This is a genomic window from Amycolatopsis sp. NPDC051716 (genome assembly GCF_040681595.1).
Classification (GTDB): Bacteria; Actinomycetota; Actinomycetes; order Mycobacteriales; family Pseudonocardiaceae; genus Amycolatopsis.
Map to the genome: position 1 here is coordinate 35,431 of NZ_JBFAZA010000036.1, position 21,018 is coordinate 56,448.

Annotated in this window: 20 protein-coding genes; 6 read left to right on the plus strand and 14 right to left on the minus strand. The window is 69.9% G+C overall.

Annotated features, from left to right (window positions below):
- Positions 1-7 precede the first annotated feature (7 nt).
- Complete coding sequence (locus AB0M30_RS36950; RefSeq protein ID WP_364593966.1) at positions 8-436, minus strand: PGPGW domain-containing protein; 429 nt, start codon at positions 434-436, stop codon at positions 8-10.
- Complete coding sequence (locus tag AB0M30_RS36955; protein ID WP_364593969.1) at positions 415-1,860, minus strand: serine hydrolase domain-containing protein; 1,446 nt, start codon at positions 1,858-1,860, stop codon at positions 415-417. Before AB0M30_RS36955 ends, AB0M30_RS36950 begins: the two co-directional genes overlap by 22 nt.
- A 153-nt stretch (positions 1,861-2,013) precedes the next feature.
- Here AB0M30_RS36955 and AB0M30_RS36960 point away from each other — a divergent pair, with 153 nt between their 5' ends.
- On the plus strand, positions 2,014-2,613 hold the full coding sequence (locus AB0M30_RS36960; protein ID WP_364593972.1) for a dihydrofolate reductase family protein: 600 nt from the start codon (positions 2,014-2,016) through the stop codon (positions 2,611-2,613).
- Positions 2,614-2,676: 63 nt separating this feature from the next.
- Positions 2,677-3,906 (plus strand): DUF222 domain-containing protein, encoded by a 1,230-nt coding sequence (locus AB0M30_RS36965; RefSeq protein WP_364593975.1) that lies wholly within the window; start codon positions 2,677-2,679, stop codon positions 3,904-3,906.
- 172 nt (positions 3,907-4,078) lie between these two features.
- Here AB0M30_RS36965 and AB0M30_RS36970 read toward each other — a convergent pair whose 3' ends face one another.
- Together AB0M30_RS36970 and AB0M30_RS36975 are read right to left on the minus strand one after the other, a co-directional pair.
- Complete coding sequence (locus AB0M30_RS36970) at positions 4,079-4,666, minus strand: CE1759 family FMN reductase (RefSeq protein ID WP_364593978.1); 588 nt, start codon at positions 4,664-4,666, stop codon at positions 4,079-4,081.
- Positions 4,663-5,775, minus strand: a complete 1,113-nt coding sequence (locus tag AB0M30_RS36975) for an LLM class flavin-dependent oxidoreductase (RefSeq protein ID WP_364593981.1) — start codon at positions 5,773-5,775, stop codon at positions 4,663-4,665. Before AB0M30_RS36975 ends, AB0M30_RS36970 begins: the two co-directional genes overlap by 4 nt.
- Before the next feature lie 107 nt (positions 5,776-5,882).
- Between AB0M30_RS36975 and AB0M30_RS36980 the strand changes: the two genes are divergently transcribed.
- The 3 genes from AB0M30_RS36980 (at position 5,883) to AB0M30_RS36990 (ending at position 12,078) form a co-directional block, all read left to right on the plus strand.
- Positions 5,883-7,379: a hypothetical protein gene (locus tag AB0M30_RS36980; RefSeq protein WP_364593984.1), complete on the plus strand. Its 1,497-nt coding sequence runs from the start codon at positions 5,883-5,885 to the stop codon at positions 7,377-7,379.
- A gap of 134 nt (positions 7,380-7,513) precedes the next feature.
- Positions 7,514-9,565, plus strand: coding sequence for a DNA topoisomerase IV subunit B (locus AB0M30_RS36985; protein ID WP_364593987.1), 2,052 nt, complete (start codon positions 7,514-7,516; stop codon positions 9,563-9,565).
- Between the two features lie 29 nt (positions 9,566-9,594).
- Positions 9,595-12,078, plus strand: coding sequence for a DNA topoisomerase (ATP-hydrolyzing) (locus AB0M30_RS36990; protein ID WP_364593990.1), 2,484 nt, complete (start codon positions 9,595-9,597; stop codon positions 12,076-12,078).
- Between the two features lie 51 nt (positions 12,079-12,129).
- On the opposite strand, the gene AB0M30_RS36995 is transcribed toward AB0M30_RS36990, so the two are convergent.
- Positions 12,130-13,401 (minus strand): RICIN domain-containing protein, encoded by a 1,272-nt coding sequence (locus AB0M30_RS36995; RefSeq protein WP_364593993.1) that lies wholly within the window; start codon positions 13,399-13,401, stop codon positions 12,130-12,132.
- Between the two features lie 28 nt (positions 13,402-13,429).
- Positions 13,430-15,259, minus strand: a complete 1,830-nt coding sequence (locus AB0M30_RS37000; RefSeq protein ID WP_364593996.1) for a glycoside hydrolase family 3 N-terminal domain-containing protein — start codon at positions 15,257-15,259, stop codon at positions 13,430-13,432.
- Positions 15,260-15,412: 153 nt separating this feature from the next.
- On the opposite strand from AB0M30_RS37000, the gene AB0M30_RS37005 reads away from it, so the two are divergent.
- Complete coding sequence (locus tag AB0M30_RS37005) at positions 15,413-15,904, plus strand: DUF664 domain-containing protein (protein WP_364593999.1); 492 nt, start codon at positions 15,413-15,415, stop codon at positions 15,902-15,904.
- Here the strand turns inward: AB0M30_RS37005 and AB0M30_RS37010 are convergent, their stop codons facing one another.
- The 8 genes from AB0M30_RS37010 to AB0M30_RS37045 form a co-directional block, all read right to left on the minus strand.
- A complete protein-coding gene (locus AB0M30_RS37010) occupies positions 15,905-16,069 on the minus strand; it encodes a hypothetical protein (RefSeq protein ID WP_364594002.1) in 165 nt (54 codons plus the stop codon).
- Positions 16,062-16,967: a hypothetical protein gene (locus AB0M30_RS37015; protein WP_364594005.1), complete on the minus strand. Its 906-nt coding sequence runs from the start codon at positions 16,965-16,967 to the stop codon at positions 16,062-16,064. Before AB0M30_RS37015 ends, AB0M30_RS37010 begins: the two co-directional genes overlap by 8 nt.
- Positions 16,968-17,164: 197 nt before the next feature.
- Positions 17,165-17,665, minus strand: coding sequence for a YbaB/EbfC family nucleoid-associated protein (locus AB0M30_RS37020; RefSeq protein WP_364594008.1), 501 nt, complete (start codon positions 17,663-17,665; stop codon positions 17,165-17,167).
- The gene (locus tag AB0M30_RS37025; RefSeq protein ID WP_364594011.1) at positions 17,662-18,045 is read right to left on the minus strand and encodes a YbaB/EbfC family DNA-binding protein; all 384 of its coding nucleotides are present in this window, start codon (positions 18,043-18,045) and stop codon (positions 17,662-17,664) included. The genes AB0M30_RS37020 and AB0M30_RS37025 overlap by 4 nt, the downstream gene beginning before the upstream one ends.
- 3 nt (positions 18,046-18,048) lie before the next feature.
- Positions 18,049-19,182, minus strand: a complete 1,134-nt coding sequence (locus tag AB0M30_RS37030) for an NlpC/P60 family protein (RefSeq protein ID WP_364594014.1) — start codon at positions 19,180-19,182, stop codon at positions 18,049-18,051.
- Positions 19,179-19,523 (minus strand): hypothetical protein, encoded by a 345-nt coding sequence (locus tag AB0M30_RS37035; protein ID WP_364594016.1) that lies wholly within the window; start codon positions 19,521-19,523, stop codon positions 19,179-19,181. Before AB0M30_RS37035 ends, AB0M30_RS37030 begins: the two co-directional genes overlap by 4 nt.
- A 110-nt stretch (positions 19,524-19,633) precedes the next feature.
- Positions 19,634-20,380: a thioredoxin domain-containing protein gene (locus tag AB0M30_RS37040; RefSeq protein WP_364594160.1), complete on the minus strand. Its 747-nt coding sequence runs from the start codon at positions 20,378-20,380 to the stop codon at positions 19,634-19,636.
- A 66-nt stretch (positions 20,381-20,446) separates the two neighbouring features.
- Positions 20,447-20,953, minus strand: a complete 507-nt coding sequence (locus tag AB0M30_RS37045; protein ID WP_364594163.1) for a MauE/DoxX family redox-associated membrane protein — start codon at positions 20,951-20,953, stop codon at positions 20,447-20,449.
- Positions 20,954-21,018: the final 65 nt, after the last annotated feature.

Genomic DNA, 21,018 nt, shown 5'->3' on the forward strand with positions numbered 1-21,018 from the left:
GCCGAGGCTACCGATCGGTGGAAGCCTTCGTCCCGCTCTCCCGGCGCGACCTGACCCGGTGGTAGCTCCAGCCCAGCAGCGCGAACAGGATCACCGACGACAGGATCAGGCTCGACCCGGTGCTCCAGCCGCTGAACGGCAGCGACTTCACCGTGCCCCAGACGATCCCCGCCGCCAGCAGCGCCAGCCCGGCCAGCACCGACCCGGCGATGCGCAGCGGCGACGACACGCTGTCCTCGGCCGCCTTCATCGCGCGGTCGCGCACCGGGTCGACGTACCGCTCGAGCGCCGGGAACTCCGAGGCCAGCAGCAGCAAGCCGGCGAGCACCAGCAGCAGCCCGGGGCCGGGCAGCACAAGCAGCAGCACCCCGACCACCAGCAGGATGGCACCGGCCACCACGACCAGGACCCGCTTCATCCGCTTTCCGAGCCCCACGCGACCACTCCTGTCGTTTCGGCCGATTCTTCCCGTCGCGGCCGCTGTCTGCCACTCACGAGAGCCCGTACCCGCGCGGCGGCCACCACTAACGCGCAGAGCGTCGCCGATCCCAGCCAGCCGACGACGCCGGGCCAGACGTACAGCACCTGCCCGAACGTGCCCCGGCGGCCGGCGAAGAGGACCCCCATCAGCTCCGGCAGCAGCACCAGGGCCACGCCGGGCACCAGGCAGGGCAGCAGCCGCAGCCCCGCCCGCCACGGGCTCGTCCGCCGCGCGGCCCACCGGCGCGCGTGGCGGACGCCGAGGGCGGCGAGCAGCACCGAAAGCAGGATCAGCCCGGCGAGCACCCGGTCCGCGACCACCCCGGCGGGCAGCGCGAGCTCCGGCGAACCACCCTGGACCAGGGTGGCCAGGCCCTGCGCCAGCGTCTCCGCGTCGTTGTCCAGCGCCAGGCCGGTGGTGGCGATCACGGCGACGCCGTGGCCGTCCGGCAGCAGGATCTGCGCGGCGGTGTGGCTGAACCAATCGCCGGAGTGGGACAGCTGTCCCGGCGGATAGGCACGCCAGCCGAAGGCGTAGTCGCGCCCGGGTGCCGGGGTGTGCGCCAGCGCGACCGACGACGGCGACAGGACACCGCCGCCGTCACGCTGCGCGATCAGCCACCGCGCCAGGTCCTCGGCGGTGGTCAGCACGCCGTGGCTGCCACCGGTGAACCAGTCGCGTTCGGCGACCGGGATCTCCAACCCGAACGCTCGCACGTACCCCGGCGAGAGGTCCGCGGGCGGCTCGTCCACGGTCGTGCTCGACGCCATCCCGAGCGGCAGGAACAGCCGTGTCCGCAGGTATCTGTCGAACGGCTGCCCGGCGACGACCTCGACGATCCGGGCGGCGACCTCGTAGTTCGGGTTGTGGTAGTGGAACCGCGCGCCCGGCTCGTCGGCGAGTTCGGCGTCCTTCAGCCGGGTGACGGCCTCGGCGAGGGTGTGCGGCTGCGGCAGCGTCAGGTCGGGGAACGCCGAGTCGGCCATCCCGGACGTCTGGTCCAGCAGCATCCGGACGGTGATCTTCGCGCCGCGCGGGTCGGCGAGCCGGAAGTCCGCCAGGTACCGCGTCACCGGCTCGTCCAGCCCCAGCCGGCCCGCTTCGGCGAGCTGCAGGACCGCGAAGGCCGTCATGGACTTGCTCACCGACGCGATCGGCAGCCGGGTCGACGCCGTGAGCGGCGTGCCCGCGGCGTCGTGCCCGTAGCCGGCGACGCGGACGACGTCCTTGCCGTGCGTGACCACGACCGTGGCGCCGGGCAGGCCGGTGTAGTCCAGGTAAGCGCGCACGTAGCTGTCGATGTCCCGGGGCGCGGCCGCGGCCGCCGGGGTGGCGGTGGCCAGCAGGAGGGCCGCCAGCACGAGGAGGAGCCTGGTCATGGCGGTGAAGGTAGGCAGCGCGGGGCGGCGGGCGCTGCTGCCGGACGATCGGGTCGGCCCCCTACTTTCGGCACCTCTTGACGAGCCGTCGCCGCCTGCTTATATTCAACTTATCGGTTGATAAACCACTAGGTTGATCAGGAGAGGTGACTCATGCCGGACGTGGTGGCGAGCTTCTGCATGTCGCTCGACGGGTTCGTGGCCCGGTCCGACGACAGCGTCGGACCGCTCTTCGACTGGTACCAGGCCGGCGACGTCGAGGTACCGATGGTCGGCTACCCGATGACGTTCCGCGTCGCCCCCGCCAGCGCGGAGTACCTGGGCACGTTCCTCGATTCGGTGCGCCACAGCGCCTTCGTCTGCGGCCGACGCGTGTTCGAGTACACGCACGGCTGGGGTGGCCATCCCCCGGGCGGCGGCGCGGCGTTCGTCGTGACCCACCGGCCCCCACCGGCCGACTGGCCCGCGGACCACTTGGCACCCTTCACGTTTTGCGCGGACATCAGTAGCGCGATCGAGAAAGCCAAGGCGGCCGGCGACGGAACGGTGGGCGTTTCCGGGCCGTCGATCGCCCAGCAGTGCTTGAACCTCGGCCTGCTCGACGAGGTGCGGATCGACCTGGTTCCGGTGCTGCTCGGCGACGGCGTGCGGTACTTCGACGACTCCGGCACCGGGAACGCCGAGCTGGAACAGGTGGAAGTCGTTGCGGGGCAAGGGGTTACGCATCTGCGGTATCGGGTTCACTACCGCTGATCCCGTTTGGACACCACCCGATCGTGTGATGAACTCCTGTTCGATGCTCGGTAATCTTGAGCTATGTCCGACAACGCGACTCTCACCTCCGACGCGGTGGCCATCGCCGACCGCATCGGTGAACTGCTCGCGTGCATGCGCTCCGCCGAAGCCGAACTTGGTGCGCTGCTGGTGGAAATCGAACAGCGCGGGGTGATGGAGCTGTTCGGTTACCGCTCTGTCGCACGACTGTTGGAGCATCTCGGCGATGTTCCGACACAGGCCGGCGAACGGATAGTGAAACGGGCTCGGGCCCTCAACCCGGGCCGGAACCTCGACGGCAGCCCGATTCCTGCTCTCGCACCCGCGACCGGTGTTGCGGCGCTGGCGGGGCGGTTGAGTAACCCGATGATCGATGTGATCACCGGTGTGCTCACCCAAGTCCCACCCGAGCATCACGCGAACGTCGAGGTCGACCTTCTGACTTTCGCCACCAATGCCGGACACAAGCAGGTCGCCGCCCTCGGGGCCCGCATCCTCGCCCACCTCGCTCCTGACGGCGCCGAACCCTCTGACTCCGAACCCGCCGCCCCGACCCGGGAACTGTTCTTGCGCCGCAAGCGCTCCGGGGTCTGGGAGTTGAACGGCAGGTTCGATGACGAGACCGGCGCTCGCGCCAGCGCTTTGCTCGACGCGCTGGCTGAACGCCGCACGGGCGACGAGGGCCCCGACCACCGAACGCTGCCTCAACGCTACGGCGATGCTTTTTCCGACGCGGTCGACCTTGCTTTGAACTCTCCGGATCTGCCCATGCAGGCCGGAGAACGAGCGCATGTGATGGTCGCGGTGTCGCTAGCCGACCTCAAAACCGGCGTGGGTACGGCCACCCTCGGCGACACCGGCGAAATGACCGCCGCCGAAGCCCGGATACACGCCTGCGACAGCATGATCATCCCCGCCGTCCTGGGCGACAAGAACGAACCCCTCAACCTCGGCCGCCTCCGCCGCCTCATCTCCGCCGGACTCCGCCGCGCCCTATACCTACGCGACCGCGGCTGCGCCTTCCCCGGCTGCCACCGACCACCACGACACTGCCAAGGCCACCACATCCGCCACTGGGCCGACGGAGGACCCACCGACCTCACCAACCTGGTCCTGATGTGCGCCCACCACCACCGACTCCTCCACCGCTCCGGCTGGGAAGTCCGCATCGCCCCCGACGGCCTCCCCGAATTCCTCCCACCGGTCTTCATCGACCGGCGCCGAAAACCCAGACGCAACAACATCCACGAACCACTCCCACTCGCAGCCTGAACACGGGAAAGGCCCGCAGCCACACGGCTGCGGGCCCACACCCACGGCAATCCGGTCCGGCGACCGGCTCAGCAGTCGCAGCGCTTCGTCTGCGCCGCAACCACCGGGCTCAGCGACCAGTCACCCACCTCAACCGCATACAAGACACACCGAGCCGGCAGTGAAGCCAGCCTCACTCGGCCGCCAGCAACTGCTCGAACGGAACGAAATCCGGCTCCCCCGACACAGCAGGCCGTCCCCCGGCCAGCGCAGCCAACTCCGCCCCCGCCTTCTCGATCCGCCGCTGCAACGCCCCCGAGGCCTCACCGCTGCCCCAGTCCGACGAAGCCGCGTACACGCCCGTAGCGACCGGGTCGGCCTTCAAGTACCCGAACAACGGCCGCAGCTGGTAGTCGAGGACCAGGGAATGCCGTTCCGTCCCGCCCGTGGCCGCGAGCAGCACCGGCTTGCCCACCAGCGAATCCGCGTCCAGCACGTCGAAGAACGACTTGAACAGCCCGCTGTAGCCCGCCGTGAACACCGGCGTCACCGTGATCAGCGCGTCCGCGCCGGTCACCGTCTCGATCGCCGTGCGCAGCTGCGGGCTCGGGAAGCCCGTCAGAAGGTTCTTCGTGATGTCCAATGCGATGTCCCGCAACTCGACCACGGACACCGAGACCGGTTCCCCGGCCGCGGCGACGGTCGCCGCGGCCAGGCGGTCGGCCAGCAGGCGGGTCGATGAAGGCACCGACAGGCCGGCCGTCACCACTGCGAGTTTCATACCGAAGCCTCCATCGAAGCCGCCACCGAAGCCGCCTCCGCCGAAGCGGCCTTCAGGGACGCGTGCGTCGGCGCGTCCGGGACGTGGGCGGGGCGCAGGGAGTCCAGTTCCTTGCGCAGCACCGGGATCACCTGCTCGCCGAGCAGGTCGAGCTGCTCCAGCACCGTCTTAAGCGGCAGGCCCGCGTGGTCCATCAGGAACAGCTGGCGCTGGTAGTCGCCGAAGTTCTCGCGGAAGGTCAGCGTCTTGTCGATGACCTCCTGCGGGCTGCCGACCGTCAGCGGCGTCTGCTCCGTGAACTCCTCCAGGGACGGGCCGTGGCCGTACACCGGTGCGTTGTCGAAGTACGGCCGGAACTCGTTCCACGCGTCCTGGGACTTCGGGCGGATGAACGCCTGGCCGCCGAGGCCGACGATCGCCTGGTCCGCCGAGCCGTGGCCGTAGTGCTCGAAGCGCTGGCGGTAGAACGAGATCAGCTGCTGGAAGTGCGACGTCGGCCAGAAGATGTGGTTGGCGAAGAAGCCGTCGCCGTAGTACGCCGCCTGCTCGGCGATCTCCGGGCTGCGGATGGACCCGTGCCAGACGAACGGCGGGACGCCGTCCAGGGGCCGCGGGGTCGACGTGAAGCCCTGCAGCGGGGTGCGGAACTTGCCGGACCAGTCGACGACGTCCTCGCGCCAGAGCCGGCGCAGCAGCGCGTAGTTCTCGATGGCCAGGGGGATGCCCTGGCGGATGTCCTGGCCGAACCACGGGTAGACCGGGCCGGTGTTGCCGCGGCCCATCATGAGGTCGACGCGGCCGTCGGCGAGGTGCTGCAGCATCGCGAAGTCCTCGGCGATCTTCACCGGGTCGTTCGTGGTGATCAGCGTCGTCGACGTCGACAGGATCAGCTTGGACGTCTGCGCCGCGATGTGGCCCAGCATCGTCGTGGGCGACGACGGGACGAACGGCGGGTTGTGGTGCTCGCCGGTCGCGAAGACGTCGAGGCCGACCTCCTCCGCCTTGAGCGCGATGCGGACCATCGCCTTGATCCGCTCGTGCTCGGTGGGCGTGGTTCCGTTCGTGGGATCGGTCGTGACGTCGCCCACCGTGAAGATTCCGAACTGCATGACCTGCTCCCTTCGCGAGCACCATCTTACATGCGCGTTCAACTACTTCCAAGCAAGAGATATTCCGGCCGTCAGGTGCTCCAGGGGCACCGGCTAAGGTCGGGGGCATGGACGCGGAGCTCGCTCGGCTGGGTTTGGCAGAACGTTCGGTACGACTACTCGCCGGTCGCGACATCTGGGCCTCGATCACCCCCTTGCTCGCCCCGCGCCGGAACCTGGTGGCCGCCTTCGGCCACGTCGGTCCCGGCGCGGCGGCCCTGCTGCCGTTGCAACCCGGCGACACGCTGATCACGGACGCGAGCCTGGACACCGTGCTGTCCGGCGCGACGAGCCCGCACGCGCTGCTGCACTGGGTCAAGGCCGGGGTGATCGTGCACTCGCTGCGGGGGCTGAACGCGAAGCTGGTGATCGCGGAGGACGACCCCTCGTTCGTCGTGGTCGGCTCGGCCGATGTCACGGCCGCCGGCCCGCGGCAGCTGTTCGAGGCCGTCACCCTCTCCCACGAGCGGCAGACCGTCGAGGAGGCCCAGGAGGCCTGGCTCGAGTGGTGCGACCTCGCGGGCCCCTCGCTGACCGCCGGCGACCTGGAGCCGCTGCTGGAGCAGTACGGCGCCGGCAAGCTGGTGACGGCCCGCCCCGCGGCGACCCGGCCCGCCGCCGCCCGGCCGGTGGTGACCAGCCGCCCGGTGACGCCGGTCCGGCCCGCGGCCGCGGCACCGCCGCCCTCGCCGGTGCGCCCCGCGGCTCCCGCGCCTTCGCCCGTCCGCCCGGCTCCCACACCGCCCGCTTCCCCGGTTCGCCCGGGCGTTCCGGGCGCGGCTCCGTCGGGCGTGATCCGCCCGGGTGTCCCCGGTGGCCCGGCCACGACGTCCGCGGCCCGCCCCGGCGTCCCTGCCGAGGTCGCGGGCCCCGCACAGCCCGCCACGGCCCCGCCGGCCGCCTCCGCCGCCGAGCCGGGCACCACACAGCCGGAACAGCCGGAACCGGCCACGCCCGCCGCTGCCGAGCCCGGTTCCCCGGCCGGCACCGCGGAACCGGTTGCGGCCGAACCGGAAGCCTCCGAAGGCACCGAAGCCACTGAAGCCCCCGAAGCCACTGACGTGCCCCGGCCGTCGTGGCCGCGCCCGGCCGAGCTGTACCTGGTCAGCCTCGTCGAAGGCGGCGAACCGAACGCCGAGGCCGCGTACCGGCTCGAAGAGCTGCAGCGCGAGTACACCCACCCCGGCGAGGACGGCGAGTCACCGTTCCGCGTCGAGCTGCTCTGGGCCGACGACGGCCAGGGCCAGGACCCGCCGCGCACGCTCCGCGCGGGGGTGCACGTGATCCCCGTCTACAGCCAGAAGCAGGGCCGCCCCCTCGTCGGGTCGCGGATCGAGGCCCCCGGTCTCGTCCTGCAGGCGTACATCGACGAATTCGCGTACCCCCGCCGGACGTACTGCTACGTCCTGACCCGGCAGTCGGCCGCCAAACCGGCCTTCGGCGACCTCCGCAAGGCCCTCGCCACGATCGGCGAGAAGCCGAACTTCCGGAACAGCTTCCAGGTCCCGCGGAAGATCGAAGCCCTGCTGGGCCTGTGGCCCGACCTGGGCTACGACCCCCGCTGACGGGCGGCGTACGCCACTCCGGGGACGGGAGCGCGCGAAAGTTGTCGGGGTCGGCGGATATCCTGCACTACGGTGCAGGCGAGTCCGCACCACCACCAGCACTTTCGCGAGCCACGATCCGGGAGAACGACCCTGTGACTGCCGAGACCTTGTACGGGGCCGACGACCTGACGCATCTCGAGGGTCTCGAAGCCGTCCGCAAACGACCCGGGATGTACATCGGCTCCACCGACAGCCGGGGCATCAACCACCTCTTCTCGGAGGTGGTGGACAACTCCACGGACGAGGGCGTCGCCGGCCACGCGACGAAGATCGTCGTCACCCTGCACGCCGACGGCAGCGTCCAGGTGGACGACGACGGCCGCGGCATCCCGACCGGCACCCACGCCAAGTCCGGTTTGTCCGGTGTCGAGCTGGTGCTGACGCGCCTGCACGCCGGCGGCAAGTTCGGCGGCTCGGGCTACAAGACCTCCGGCGGCCTGCACGGCGTCGGCGCTTCGGCGGTCAACGCGCTGTCGCACCGCTTCGACGTCACGGTGAAGCAGGACGGCAAGGTCCACCAGATGTCGTTCAAGCACGGCGTCCCGGGCACGTTCGACGCGCCCGGCCCGAAGGCGAAGTTCACCCGCCGGTCCGGGCTGAACCTCACCGGCAAGATGAAGCGCGGCGAGCGCAGCGGCACGTCGATCCGCTACTGGTACGACGCGCGCTACTTCGAGTCCGGCGCGGCGCTCGACGTCGACGGCGTGCGGGCCAAGCTGCGCAACACCGCGTTCCTCGTCCCGGGCGTCACGTACGTGCTGCGCACGGCGATCGAAGACACGATCAACGAGGAAACCTTCCACTTCCCGCACGGCCTGGTCGACATGGTCGACTTCCTCACGCCGTCGGGCGAGAAGCCGGTCTGCGGCACACTGCTGATCACCGGCGAAGGCACGTACAAGGAGAACGCGGCCGACGCCGCCGGCGTCATGCAGTCCAATGTGGAGCGCCACGCCGAGGTGGAGGTGGCGATGCGCTGGGGCACCGGCTACGAGCGCACGGTCGAGTGCTTCACCAACACGATCCGCAACGTCCACGGCGGCACCCACCGCCGCGGCTTCGACCGCGCGGTGACGAAGGCGCTGCAGGAGGCCATCTCCAAGACCCGCGGGCTGCTCAAGCCCAAGGAGGACATGCCGACCCTGGAGGACGTCCTCGAGGGCATGACGGCCGTGGTGCACGTCCGGCTGCCGGAGCCGCAGTTCACCTCGCAGACCAAGGACGAACTGTCCACCGCCGGGATCACCCGGGTCCTGCAGGCCATCGTCGACAAGCACGTCAAGGCCTGGACCGAGGACCGCAAGACCAAGTCCGAGGCGAAGGTCGTGCTGCAGAAGGTGGTCGACGCCTCCCGCGTCCGGCTCACCCAGAAGCAGCAGAAGGACGCCGCCCGGCGCAAGACCGCCCTCGAAGGCGCGGCGATGCCGCCGAAGCTGGTCGACTGCCGCACCACCGGCGTCTCCCGCAGCGAGCTGTTCCTGGTCGAGGGCGACAGCGCGCTGGGGTCGGCGCGGATGGCGCGCGTCTCGGAGTACCAGGCCCTGCTGCCGCTGCGCGGCAAGATCCTGAACGTCCAGAAGGCGTCGCTGGGCGACACGCTGAAGAACGCCGAGATCGCGTCGATCGTCCAGGTGCTCGGCGCGGGCACCGGGCGCACGTTCGACCTGACGACCATGCGCTACGGCCGGGTGATCCTGATGGCGGACGCCGACGTGGACGGCTCGCACATCCGCACGCTGCTGATCACGCTGTTCGCGAAGTACATGCGCCCGGTGATCGAGGACGGCCGGCTGTACGCGGCGATGCCGCCGCTGCACAAGCTCGTCACGAAGGGCCGCAACCCGGAAACGCACTTCACGTACACGCAGCAGGAGATGGAGACGAAGTTCGCCGAGCTGGAGCGGGCCGGCAAGAGCATCGTCACCCCGGTGCCGCGGTTCAAGGGTCTCGGCGAGATGGACGCCGACGAACTGTGGGAGACCACGATGAACCCGGCCACCCGCTCGGTCCGCCGGATCACCATGGACGACGTCGAAGCCGCCGAAGGCGCGCTGGAACTGCTGATGGGCGAGAAGGTCGAGCCCCGGCGGAACTGGCTGGTCGCCTCTTCGGACCGGATCGACCGCGAAGCCATCGACGCCTGAGTTTTTCGTAGCTACCAAGGAGTTCTGCCGTGGCACGCCGCAAGGGCACCACCACCAAGGTCGATCCGAGCGCGTTCGACGCCGCCGGGGCGCAGGTCTTCGAGAACCCGCTGAAGACCGAGATCGAAGACTCCTACCTGGAGTACGCGTATTCGGTCATCCACTCGCGCGCCCTGCCGGACGCGCGTGACGGGCTCAAGCCGGTGCACCGCCGGATCCTGTACTCGATGAACGAGAACGGCTACCGCCCGACGCACGCGTACGTGAAGTCGTCGCGCGTGGTCGGTGACGTGATGGGCAAGTACCACCCGCACGGCGACGTCGCGATCTACGACGCGATGGTGCGGCTGGCGCAGGACTTCTCGCTGAACGTCCCGCTGATCGACGGCCACGGCAACTTCGGCTCCCCCGACGACGGCCCGGCCGCCAGCCGGTACACCGAAGCCCGGATGTCGCCCGAGGCGATGCAGCTGGTCGGCGAGCTCGGCGAGGACACCGTCGACTTCCGGCCGAACTACGACGGTTCGCTCGAGGAGCCGTCCGTGCTGCCCGCGGCGTTCCCGAACCTGCTGGTCAACGGCACGTCCGGGATCGCGGTCGGGATGGCGACCAACATGATCCCGCACAACCTCGGCGAGGTCGTCGCCGCGGCGCGGTGGCTGATCACGCACCCGTCCGCGACGCTCGACAAGCTGATGGAGTTCGTCCCGGGCCCCGACCTCCCCACCGGCGGCAAGCTGCTCGGACTCGACGAGGTCCGCCGCGCCTACGAGACCGGCCGCGGCGTGGTCCGGATGCGCGCGAGCGTCGAGACCGGGCCCCTGGAGGGCAGCCGCGGGCGGCAGGCGATCACCGTCACCGAGCTGCCCTACGGCGTCGGCCCGGAGAAGGTGATCGAGAAGATCACCGACGAGGTCAACAAGTCCAAGCGGCTCACCGGCATCGCCGACGTCAAGGACCTCACCGACCGCGAGAACGGCACGCGGCTGGTCATCGAGTGCAAGGTCGGCGTCAACCCGCAGGCGCTGCTGGCCGACCTCTACCGGCTCACGCCGCTGGAGCAGTCGTTCGGCATCAACAACCTGGTCCTCGTCGACGGCCAGCCACAGACCCTGGGCCTGAAGGAACTGCTGGAGGTCTTCCTCCGCCACCGCTACGACGTCGTCACGCGGCGCACGAAGTACCGGCGCCGCAAGCGCGAAGAGCGGCTGCACCTGGTCGACGGCCTGCTGATCGCGCTGCTGAACATCGACAAGGTGATCAAGCTCATCCGCGAAAGCGAGAACGCGCAGGCCGCGAAGGACGGCCTGATGACGCGCTTCAAGCTGTCGGAGATCCAGGCGACGTACATCCTGGACACGCCGCTGCGCCGGCTGACCAAGTACGACCGGCTGGAGCTGGAGTCGGAGCAGGAGCGGCTGCGCGAGGAGATCGCGGAGCTGTCCAAGATCCTCGACGACGAGTCGGTGCTGAAGAAGCTCGTCTCGGCGGAGCTGGCGAAGGTCGCAAAGGACTTCACGACCGAGCGCCGCACCGCGCTGATCGACGGCGACCTGAAGGAGGTCCTGGCCGCGTCGAAGCCGTCCGGGCCCCTCGAAGTCGCGGACGACCCGTGCCAGGTGATCCTGTCGGCGACCGGGCTGGTGGCGCGCACCGCGGCCGAGTCGGAGGAAGCGACGGAGACGCGGCGCCGCAACGGCCGGGTGAAGCACGACGCGGTGGCGGCCCTGGTCCACACGACCGCGCGCGGGCAGGTCCTGCTGGTGACCAGCCGCGGCCGGGCGTTCAAGACCGACGTGCTGCCGCTGCCGGTGCTGCCCGAGCAGGCCGGCACGGTCTCGCTGCGCGGCGGCATGGCGGCGAAGGAACTGGTGCCGCTGGAGAAGGGCGAGACGGTCGTCGGGATCGCGCCGCTGGGCGAGCAGGCGGCGGCCTCGCCGGGCCTGGCGCTCGGCACGAAGGCCGGCGTCGTGAAGATCTGTTCGCCGGAGTGGCCGGTCCGCTCGGACGAGTTCGAAGTGATCTCGTTGAAGGACGGCGACGAGGTCGTCGGCGCGACCTGGCTGACGGACGGCTCGGAGACGCTGGCGTTCGTGTCGTCGGAGGCGTCGCTGCTGAAGTACCCGGCATCCCTGGTCCGCCCGCAAGGTCTCAAGGGCGGCGGCATGGCGGGCATCAACGTGGGTTCGGGCTCGGTGGTGTTCTTCGGCGCGGTCCGCACGGACGACGACGAGCACGGCGAGCCGATGGTGATCACCGCGACGGGCCAGAGTGTGAAGGTGACACCGTTCAGCGAGTACCCGGCCAAGGGCCGCGCGACGGGCGGCGTCCGGGCGCAGCGGTTCCTCAAGGGCGAAACGGAGCTGCGGGTGGCGTGGATCGGCCCGCGCCCGGCGGGCGCGGCCCGCAACGGCGACCCGGTGGAGTTGCCGGAGATCGACGTCCGCCGCGACGGTTCGGGCCACGCCCACCCCGGCCCGGACGTGGTGGGCCACCTCATCGAACGCGGCTGACGGTCGTGAGTATTTAGGCGGGTTAGAACCCGCCTAAACACTCACGACCCGCTAGCCGACCTTGAACGACTGAGCGGCGCTGCCGCTGCAGGCTGCCTGGACCAGCTGGACGCTGTCCGCCGTCGACGAGCCCGGCACGGTCAGGCACTTGCCGCTGTGGCGGGCGGTGAAGTGGTAGTAGCCTCCGCCCTCGGAGACCGGCTGCCACTGCTGGTTGCCGCCGCCGCTGTAGGACCACAGCTGCAGCCCGGCGTTGTCCGCGGTCGAGACGTCGGTGACGTCGATGACCTCGGCCGGGTTCGTCCGGTTGTTGATCCGGTCGTAGCCGCCGCCGGCCGGGGCGATCTGGTACTGCTGGGCCGCGGTGCCGTTGCAGGTGTACTGCTGGATCACCGTGCCGTTGGCGCTGCCGGCCGCGCGGGCGTCGACGCACTTGCCGGACGCCTTGTTCGTCACCGCGTAGAAGGCCGCGGGGTCGATCGTGCCCGGGTCGGTCGGCCCGGTCGAGCCGCCGCCGAGCCACTTGAGCCCGTCGAGCACGAACCGGTTCTGGTCGGCGCTCTCGAACGTCGACGACAGCGCCGTGTTCGTCTCGTAGTTCATCGCGTTGTGGCCGAAGTTGGCGTAGAGCATCTTGTAGTTCTTGTTCGTCCACGCGATCGGGTAGTAGCCGCTGTACCAGGTCTGGTTCGGGTCGGTGCCGATCGGGAAGGTGCCCTGGTCCATCGACGCCAGGATGGTGATGTTGCCGTTCTGGCGCAGGTCGTTCTGCCAGGCGTACCACTCCGACGTCGACGACCGGATCGTCGCCGGCAGGTTCGCCGTCGACGGGTGCGTGCGGTTCTCGATCTTCAGGGTCTCCGGGGTCGGGCCCCACGTGTTCGACGTGAACCGGCCGGTGCCGAGGAAGTCGTTGTGGAACCAGTTCGCGTAGGACGGCGTCGAGCTGTCGTTGTAGGCGGTGACGTGGAAGCCGAAGAACCCGCCGCCCGCCTGCATGTACCGCTGGAAGCCCTGGAACTGCGCCTGCGACTGCGGCTGGTCGTCGAGGAACAGCACCACCTGGTACTGGTCCGGGGTGAGGGTGGTGAGCTGGTTCCAGTTGGTCGTCGCGGTGTAGGTGAACCCGTTGGCCGCCGCCTGCTGCGGGAACCAGACGTTCGCTTCCTTCTCGAAGCTGATGTGCGCGGCGTCGTACGTGCCGCTGTAGAACGCCAGGACCTTGAACGGGGTGGCGGCCTGCACGGGCGGACCACCCAGGCTCAGCCCGAGGCAGGCGGCGAAGAACGCCAGGATCCGGAGCAGCGGACGGCGGGATCTCATGGGCGGACCTTTCCGTGGGGGACGGGGATCACCAGGGGCGGTGCGGGTACCGCAGGCCGAAGCCGAACGGGAACAGGGCGGGCTTGCCGTCGCCGGCGTTGATCGGCTGCTGGTCGGCGCTGCGCATCCAGGTCACCGGCAGCTTGCCGGTGGGGTTGTAGTCGCCGAAGAGAACGTCGGCGACGCCCTGTCCTTCGCTGCCCGGCAGCCAAGATTCGACGAGCCCGGCCCAGTCCGGCAGCTGCGCGGCGATGTCGAGCGGGCGCCCGGACACCAGCACGACCACCGTCGGCACGCCGGAGTCCTTCAGCTTCTGGAGCGTGGCGAGGTCGGTGGCGTCCAGCCCCATCCCCTGGGGACGGTCGCCCTTGCCTTCGGCGTACGGCGTCTCCCCCACGACCGCGACGGCGACGTCGTAGCTCTTGTCGATCCCCGTGCCGTCCTTGGCGAAGGTGACCTGCGCGGACTTCTGCCGGACGCCCTGCAGGATGGTGGTGCCCGGGATGACCGGGCCGCTGGTGCCCTGCCAGCCGACCGTCCAGCCGCCGGACTGGTTGCCGAGGTCGTCGGCGTTCTTGCCGGCCACGAAGACCTTGCCGCGCTTCGAAAGCGGCAGGACACGCCCCTCGTTCTTCAGCAGCACCTGGGATTCCCGCACGGCCTGGCGCGCCAGGTCGCGGTGCGGCTTGCTGCCGATCGTGGCCAGGAACCGCCGGTCGGTCAGCGGGTGCTCGAACAGGCCGAGCTCGAACTTCTTGGTGAGGATGCGGCGGTTGGCGTCGTCGATCCGGGACATCGGCACGCGGCCCTGGTCCACCAGCGACCGCAGCGTGTCGATGAACTTCTGCCACGCGTAGGGCACCATCACCATGTCGATGCCGGCGTTGATCGACGCCTCGACCTCTTCCGGGGTGAAGCCGCTCTGGCCGTCGATCTTGTCGACGCCGTTGTAGTCGGAGACGACGATCCCGGTGAACCCGAGTTCCTTCTTGAGGACGTCGTTGATCAGGTAGGAGCCGGCGTGCATCTTGACGCCGTTCCAGCTGCTGTAGGAGATCATCACCGAGCCGACGCCGCGCTGGATCGCGGCCTTGAACGGCGGGAGGTGGATCGCGCGCAGCTCCTGCTCGCTGATCTCGGTGTTGCCTTCGTTGACGCCGCCGGTGGTGCCGCCGTCGCCGACGTAGTGCTTGGCGGTGGCCATGACCGAGCCGGGCCGGTTCAGCGCGTTCCCTTGCAGGCCGGTGATGATCGACGTCATCTGCGTGGCGAGCTGCGGAACCTCGCCGAAGGACTCGTAGGTCCGCCCCCAGCGGTCGTTGCGGGCGACGCACAGGCAGGGCGCGAAGTCCCAGTCGATCCCGGTGCCGGAGACCTCTTCCGCGGTGGCGCGCCCGATCTTCTCGACCAGCCGCGGATCGCGTGTCGCGCCGAGGCCGATGTTGTGCGGGAAGACGGTGGCACCGTAGAGGCCGTTGTGGCCGTGGACGGCGTCGACACCGTAGATCAGCGGAATGCCGAGCGGCGTCGCGAGCGCGGCCTTCTGGAAGCCGTCGTACATGTCGGCCCAGGTGACGGGCGTGTTCGGGGTCGGCTGCGAGCTGCCGCCGGAGAGCAGCGAGCCGAGCCGTCCGGTGGTCACGTCCGCCGGGCCGCTGACCCCGAGCCGCTCGGCCTGCATCATCTGGCCGAGCTTGTCGTCGAGGGACATCCGGCCCAGCAGGTCGGCCACCCGCACCTTGACCGGCCGCCAGGAGTCCTTGTAGGCCGGGCCGTTCCCGGCCAGCGCGGGTGTTTCCGACGTCAGCAGCAACCCCACGGCCAGCGCGCCGATGCCCAGCCTGTGTCCGAGGCGCATCCGGGTCCTCCTCGTCGAGAGACCAAAATTCACGCCTTGAATTAATACATAGCCGTTCCCGGTTGGTCCAGACCTCTGCCGGAACTCGGTTGCCGCTCAGCGGGATCGCCCTTCCGGTCAGGAACTGGCCTAATTCGGTTCTACGGTGTGCCCATGACCCGCGAACACGAAGATCTCTTGGACCTCCTGGCCGAAGTCCGCAAGCGCTTGCTGATCCCGGCCCGCGACATCTCGGACGCCGACGCGGCCAAGCGCACGACGGTCAGCGCCCTGACCCTGGGCGGCTTGATCCGGCACCTGGCCACGGGCGAGCGCCTGTGGCTCCGGATCCTGCGCACGGCCGACGGATCCCTGCCGGACGGCATGCTGGACACGGACCAGTACGCGATGAGCGAAACGCTGTCCCACTGGCGCACGGCTTACGCGGAGGCCGCCGCCGCGACGGACGAGTACGTGGCTTCGCTGCCTTCGCTGGACGTCGAGGTACAGCTCCCGACGACACCGTGGTCACCCCCGGAACCCCAGTTCTGGTCGGCCCGCCGGATCATCCTGCACCTGATCCACGAGACGGCCCAGCACGCCGGCCACGCGGACATCATCCGCGAATCCCTGGACGGCGCGAACTCCACCACCCAGCTCGGCTGACTACTTCGGGCTCTTCGGTTTTCGCACCAAGGAGACCAGACACCGGAGAACAGCAAGCGCATCCGCCCGACGACGCTCGTTCGGGTGAAACAGCGCGACCGACACCGCCAATCCCAGATACGCGATGACCAACACACCCATGACCACCAGCGCCAGGTCAACCATCGGCACGGGACACCCCGTAGCGGAGCGTGAGCACGGACGAGCCCAGCCGGATTTCGCGGACGTGAGCGGAAAGCCGTACCGCGGCTGCCCCGGGAACTCCGATGTGCGGATCGGTCAGGCAGCCGACGATGTCGTCGGGGTCGGGGTGCTCGGTCCACGCCAGTTCCCATCGTCCACCTGAGCCCCAGAGCGATATCCCGCCGTCGTGGCCGGCGGTGATCGAGCGCCGCAAGGGATCCGTCCACCACAGGCCCAGCGCCCACTCGCCGGCCGGGTCCCGGGCGTCCAAACAGGCGACGAGTGCAGCGAGAAGAGCCTCGATCTCCTCGGTCATCGCCGGGATCCGAGCGCGAACGGCCCGCTCGACGGGCGAAATCGCCACGTCGAGCCCCGGCCATTCGCGAGCCCAGGAGGAAGACTTGCCCGGCTTGCCACTCCGGATGTCCGCGATCGAGGGGTAGGCGGACTGCCTGGCCAGCGTCATCCGTCCACCGGTGACGAGATCGACCAAGTGATAAGCCTGGTAGGGCGCCGACGCGGCCACCCGCAGGCCCGGTACACGATGGCGAGGATCGGAAGAGCTGCTGGACAACCGGCTGAGCGCGTTCTCGAGGGCACCGGGAACAATGCACAGAAGCTCGTCGTACCGCGGGGACACCGTCATCGTGTACGAGAGGAAGGCGCGTGCACTGTGCAGCTCCGCGTCCGAGAACGGGGGTTTGCCATTGTTCTCGTTGAACAGGTGCACAGCCAGGGTGGCGCGAAATCGCCGTTGGACCGGCGAGCAGTGTGTCACGCCGAGGCCACCGCGGCCTACTCCGGCCTCGGCGGCCTTCTTGTCTTCGCCCGTATAGGCACGGCGGACATCACGAAGGGAACGGCGACGAGAAGAAGGCACCCGTGATCCATCTCTGCGTTCCGGCCCGCGCATGGTCACGACGAACAATGGACGAGTACTGGTACGCGCGAAGCGGGTGCACCACACCCTCGGCATTGTCCGCGGTGTGGCGCCGGAGCCCTTTCCGCCAATGCCGTCGCGGTCCTTCACGCAGACCGCCGCCCTCAAGGGGCGGCTTCACGATAACACGAAGAGAGTCAGCGATCCGAGCGCAGCGAAGCCGGGTCGAAGGACTCCCAATACGCGTCCTCGTCCTCGACACTCGCGGCCGGAGCGGACTCCGGGGACGAAGGTGCCGCCCCCAGCCGCTCGGCCCGCTGCCGCTGGAACTCCTCGACCGTCATGCCCGGGTCGTCGTCCTCGGCGCGGGCCGGGGCCGGCATGCCGGTCATCTGCTCGATCATCGCCGTCATGTCCTCGCCGAGCAGCAAGGCCACCTTGTTGTAGCCGTCCTGGGTCGCCTCGCGCATCGCCGCCTGGGCGATCTCCACCACCAACGGCCCCAGGCGCTCGCCCAGGTCCACCGCCGAGGGGGCCAGCCACAGCCGCAGGAGCTTTCCGCGGGCGTCGACCGTCACCTCGACCTGGCCGTCGAGGTCGTGGGCCGTGCCCGACGCCGACGCGAGCAGTTCCTCCACGCGGGCCATGGCTTCTTCGCGGGCGCGGGCCTGGGCGATCAGCTGGCGGGTCGTGATCACCGCGGTCCCCCACCGTAGGAGTAGGTCTCGGCGTCCGGGTCGTCGTCCGGAATCGGCTCGTAGCCCAGGGTTTCCAGCTGTTCGCGGTCGACGACCGGCGACAGCGCGTGGTACATCCGGTCGCCCGCGCGGCGGGTCGCGCGCTGGGCCAGCTCGAAGATCCGGTCGGCGAGCACCGCGGACCCGTGCCGCAGCTCCGAGCGGTGGATCGACACGCCGGTCAGCAACCCGCCCGGCGCCACCTGGACCTCGATGCCGCCGGACGCAGCCTTGCCCACCACCGGACCCGAGCGGGCCAGGCGTGCGGACACCTCCTCGCCCGCGCGCGAGGCCTGTTCGGCGATCCGCGCGGACGCCAGGTCGATGTCGAATTCAGCCACAGCTCACCCCGTAGGCCGGTAGAAGCCGATGAACGACTGCCCGGCGTTCGTGGTGCGGATCTTGCTGATCTGCACCGGGTCGCCCGCCTCGATCATCTGGCCGTCGCCGATCACCATCGCCACGTGCCCGGACCACACCACGAGGTCGCCGGGCAGCAGCTGGTCGATCGAGGGCACCTCGGCCCCGACCGTCTGCTGCGCCGCCGTCCGCGGCAGCTGCATGCCGGCGTCCTGGTACGAGGTCATGGTCAGCCCGCTGCAGTCGAGGCCGACGCCGCGGGCGGTGCCGCCCCACACGTACGGCACGCCGAGCTGGGAAAGCGCGTTGCGCACGGCCTTCGCCGCGGTTTCGTTCGGCGCCATCACCTGCTTGCCGCCGGGCAGGTTGATCGCGACGCCGCTGCCGGGCTGCGGCGGGATCGCCACCGGCAGCCGCGGTTTGTGGACGGCGCCACCGCCACCACCGCCGCCGCCACCTCCCCCGCCGCCGCCTCCGCCGTTCGAACCGCCGGAGTACCCGCTGTTGCTGTTGAACGACGACCCGACCTTGGTCGAGGAAGCGGAGGCCGAAGACGACGACGTCGTCTGCTCCTCGCCGCCGAGCCTGGTACCGATGGCGGTCAGGTCGTTGATCGTCTGCTCGCTGAACGTCGCCGCCTGCCCGGTGAGCTGGCTGATCTTCGTCTGCAGCTTCATCAGGATGTCGCGCGAAGCGGCGCCGCGGCTCTCCGGCGGCTGGATGGTCTTCACCGCTTCCAGCGCCTTCATCGACGCCGCGATCTCCTTGATGATCTGGTCGCGGACCTGGTCGTTCTTGATCTCGCCCACGTGCAGGGTCTCGGCGGCCTCCGCGACGGCCTTCTCGATTTCGGCGCTCTCGTCGAGGAGGTCCTGGACCTCCTTCTCCAGGCTCTGCGACGTCGCCGTGGCGCGGTCGGTCGTCGAGCCGGAGCTGGCCGAAGCCAGCGAAACGCGCTGCTCGGACGCGACGTCGCGGGTGCGGCCCACCGACGTCTGCAGCGCGACGTGCGCGTCCCGCGCGCCGCCGATGGCCGCCGGGTCGTGGCGCAGCTTCTGCGCGAACTGGTTCGTCGTGTCCAGGCCGTGCCGGACGAGCTGGTCGGTGTGCTCGGTCACGCGGAGCCCTGCCCCAGATCGCCACCGAGCCGCCGGACGACGTCGCCGTGCTCGCCCTCGACCGCCGCGTAGTTGCGATCGGTCTGCCGGGCGGCTTCGCCGACCTGCCCCCAGCCGCCGCCGACGCGGTGCATCTTCTCCCGCAGCGCGCGCATCCGGCCGCTGTAGGCGCCGGAGAAGCCGGCCTCGCCGCCCATCTCCGAAAAGCCGTGGCCGCCGAGCGTCACGTGCGGGCCGACGTGCCGCTCCGCGGCCCCTTTGACGTCTTCCCCGAGCGGGTCGACTTCGCGCGCGTACCGCGTGTACGCGCCCTCATCGACGTGAAACCCCGAACCGTCCACTGGCCCTCCCTGTCACCGGAGGTGCGACGTGCGCACGGCACCCCCGGTTCCCCTGGTGCGGGAATCAGCCTAGTCCACGGTCCGTACCCGGGTGGGCGAATTGCCCGGAGTCAGCCGAGGACCTTCGTGAGCCAGTTCGGGTCCTGCCAGGACACGATCGAGCCGTTCGCGGTGACCGTCGGCGTGCCGAACCCGCGCTGCCCGCCGCCGAAGTCCTGCGCCAGCTTCGGGTCGTTCTCGATCTGCTGGAACGCGGCGTTCAGCTGCTGGTCGTAGGTCCCGGCGTTGACGGTCTGGGCGAACTCCGGGTCGGTGATGCCGACGTTCTTGCCGAGCTCGATCAGCTGCGCCTTGTCGTAGCCGCGCTTGCCCTCTTCGGGCTGGCTGGCGAACAGCGCGTCGTGGAACTGGAGGAACTTGCCGGCGTTGGCGGCGGCCAGCGCCGCGTTCGCCGAGTCGAGCGAGTAGCCCGGCGGGCTGGACCGCTCGTTGAGCAGCGGCACCATGTGGTAGCGCACCTGCAGCTTGCCGTCGTTGATCGCCTGCTCGATCTGGCTCTTGTACTGCTTCTCGAACTCGCCGCAGATCGGGCAGAGGAAGTCGGCGTAGACGTCGATCGACGCCTTGGCCCCGGTCTTGCCCACGATGGCGACCACGCCGTCACGCTTCTGGGTGACATCGCCCGTCAGTGCGCTCGTCGACGCGCCGGGGTTGATCACCTGGCCCTCGGTCCGGTTCCGGTCCGCGATCGTCCAGATCACGCCGCCGATCACGAGCGCGACCACGACGACCACGGCACTGACCCCGATGATCCACTTCCGCCGGTCGCCGGACGCTCCCCTGGCCTGCGCGACCACGTTCGAACCGGACTGCGCCGCCTGACGGCGCTTCCGTGCGGTCCGCTCAGCTCCACCCACTGTGTATCAGTTCCCTTCCGCGATACCCGAGTAGTCGTGCCCGGGTTCGCCCGAGTTCCCGCGACCTCGCGCCAGCCAGCCGTCGAGCGACAGCCAGGTGCGCGGCCGCGCCAGCAGCCAGCCGGCGAGCAGCGCGAATCCCGTGTCGCGGAGGATCTCCTGCGGGTACGCGGTCTGGCCCGCCGCCACTTGGCCGCCGCCACCGAAGCACCCGCAGTCGATGCTCAGGCCGCGCGCCCACGATTGGGCGATCCCGGCGATGAGCACGACGAGCAGCCCCAGCGCGGCCGCGGCGGCCCACCGGGTCGCCAGGCCCGCGAGCAGCAGCAGCCCGAGCACGAGTTCCACGAGCGGCAGCGCGATGGCCACCACGTCTTCGAGTGCGTCCGGCAGCACCTCGTACGCCTGCACGGCGATCAGCGTCTGGCCGGGATCCGCCAGCTTGAGCGCACCGGAAACGAGCCAGACGGCCGCCAGCCCGAGCCGGGCGAGCGTGCCGACGGTGTTCAGCACGGGTTGGGACGGTCGCACCACGCACTTAGGCTAACGGGAGGACCTGAGAACTTCGTGAGGCAGGA

Excerpts from the sequence above, each read along its gene's own strand:
- AB0M30_RS36955 (WP_364593969.1), bottom strand. The coding sequence starts at position 1,860 with ATGACCAGGCTCCTCCTCGTGCTGGCGGCCCTCCTGCTGGCCACCGCC.
- AB0M30_RS36960 (WP_364593972.1), top strand. The coding sequence starts at position 2,014 with ATGCCGGACGTGGTGGCGAGCTTCTGCATGTCGCTCGACGGGTTCGTG.
- AB0M30_RS36965 (WP_364593975.1), top strand. The coding sequence starts at position 2,677 with ATGTCCGACAACGCGACTCTCACCTCCGACGCGGTGGCCATCGCCGAC.
- AB0M30_RS36970 (WP_364593978.1), bottom strand. The coding sequence starts at position 4,666 with ATGAAACTCGCAGTGGTGACGGCCGGCCTGTCGGTGCCTTCATCGACC.
- AB0M30_RS36975 (WP_364593981.1), bottom strand. The coding sequence starts at position 5,775 with ATGCAGTTCGGAATCTTCACGGTGGGCGACGTCACGACCGATCCCACG.
- AB0M30_RS36980 (WP_364593984.1), top strand. The coding sequence starts at position 5,883 with ATGGACGCGGAGCTCGCTCGGCTGGGTTTGGCAGAACGTTCGGTACGA.
- AB0M30_RS36995 (WP_364593993.1), bottom strand. The coding sequence starts at position 13,401 with ATGAGATCCCGCCGTCCGCTGCTCCGGATCCTGGCGTTCTTCGCCGCC.
- AB0M30_RS37000 (WP_364593996.1), bottom strand. The coding sequence starts at position 15,259 with ATGCGCCTCGGACACAGGCTGGGCATCGGCGCGCTGGCCGTGGGGTTG.
- AB0M30_RS37005 (WP_364593999.1), top strand. The coding sequence starts at position 15,413 with ATGACCCGCGAACACGAAGATCTCTTGGACCTCCTGGCCGAAGTCCGC.
- AB0M30_RS37010 (WP_364594002.1), bottom strand. The coding sequence starts at position 16,069 with ATGGTTGACCTGGCGCTGGTGGTCATGGGTGTGTTGGTCATCGCGTAT.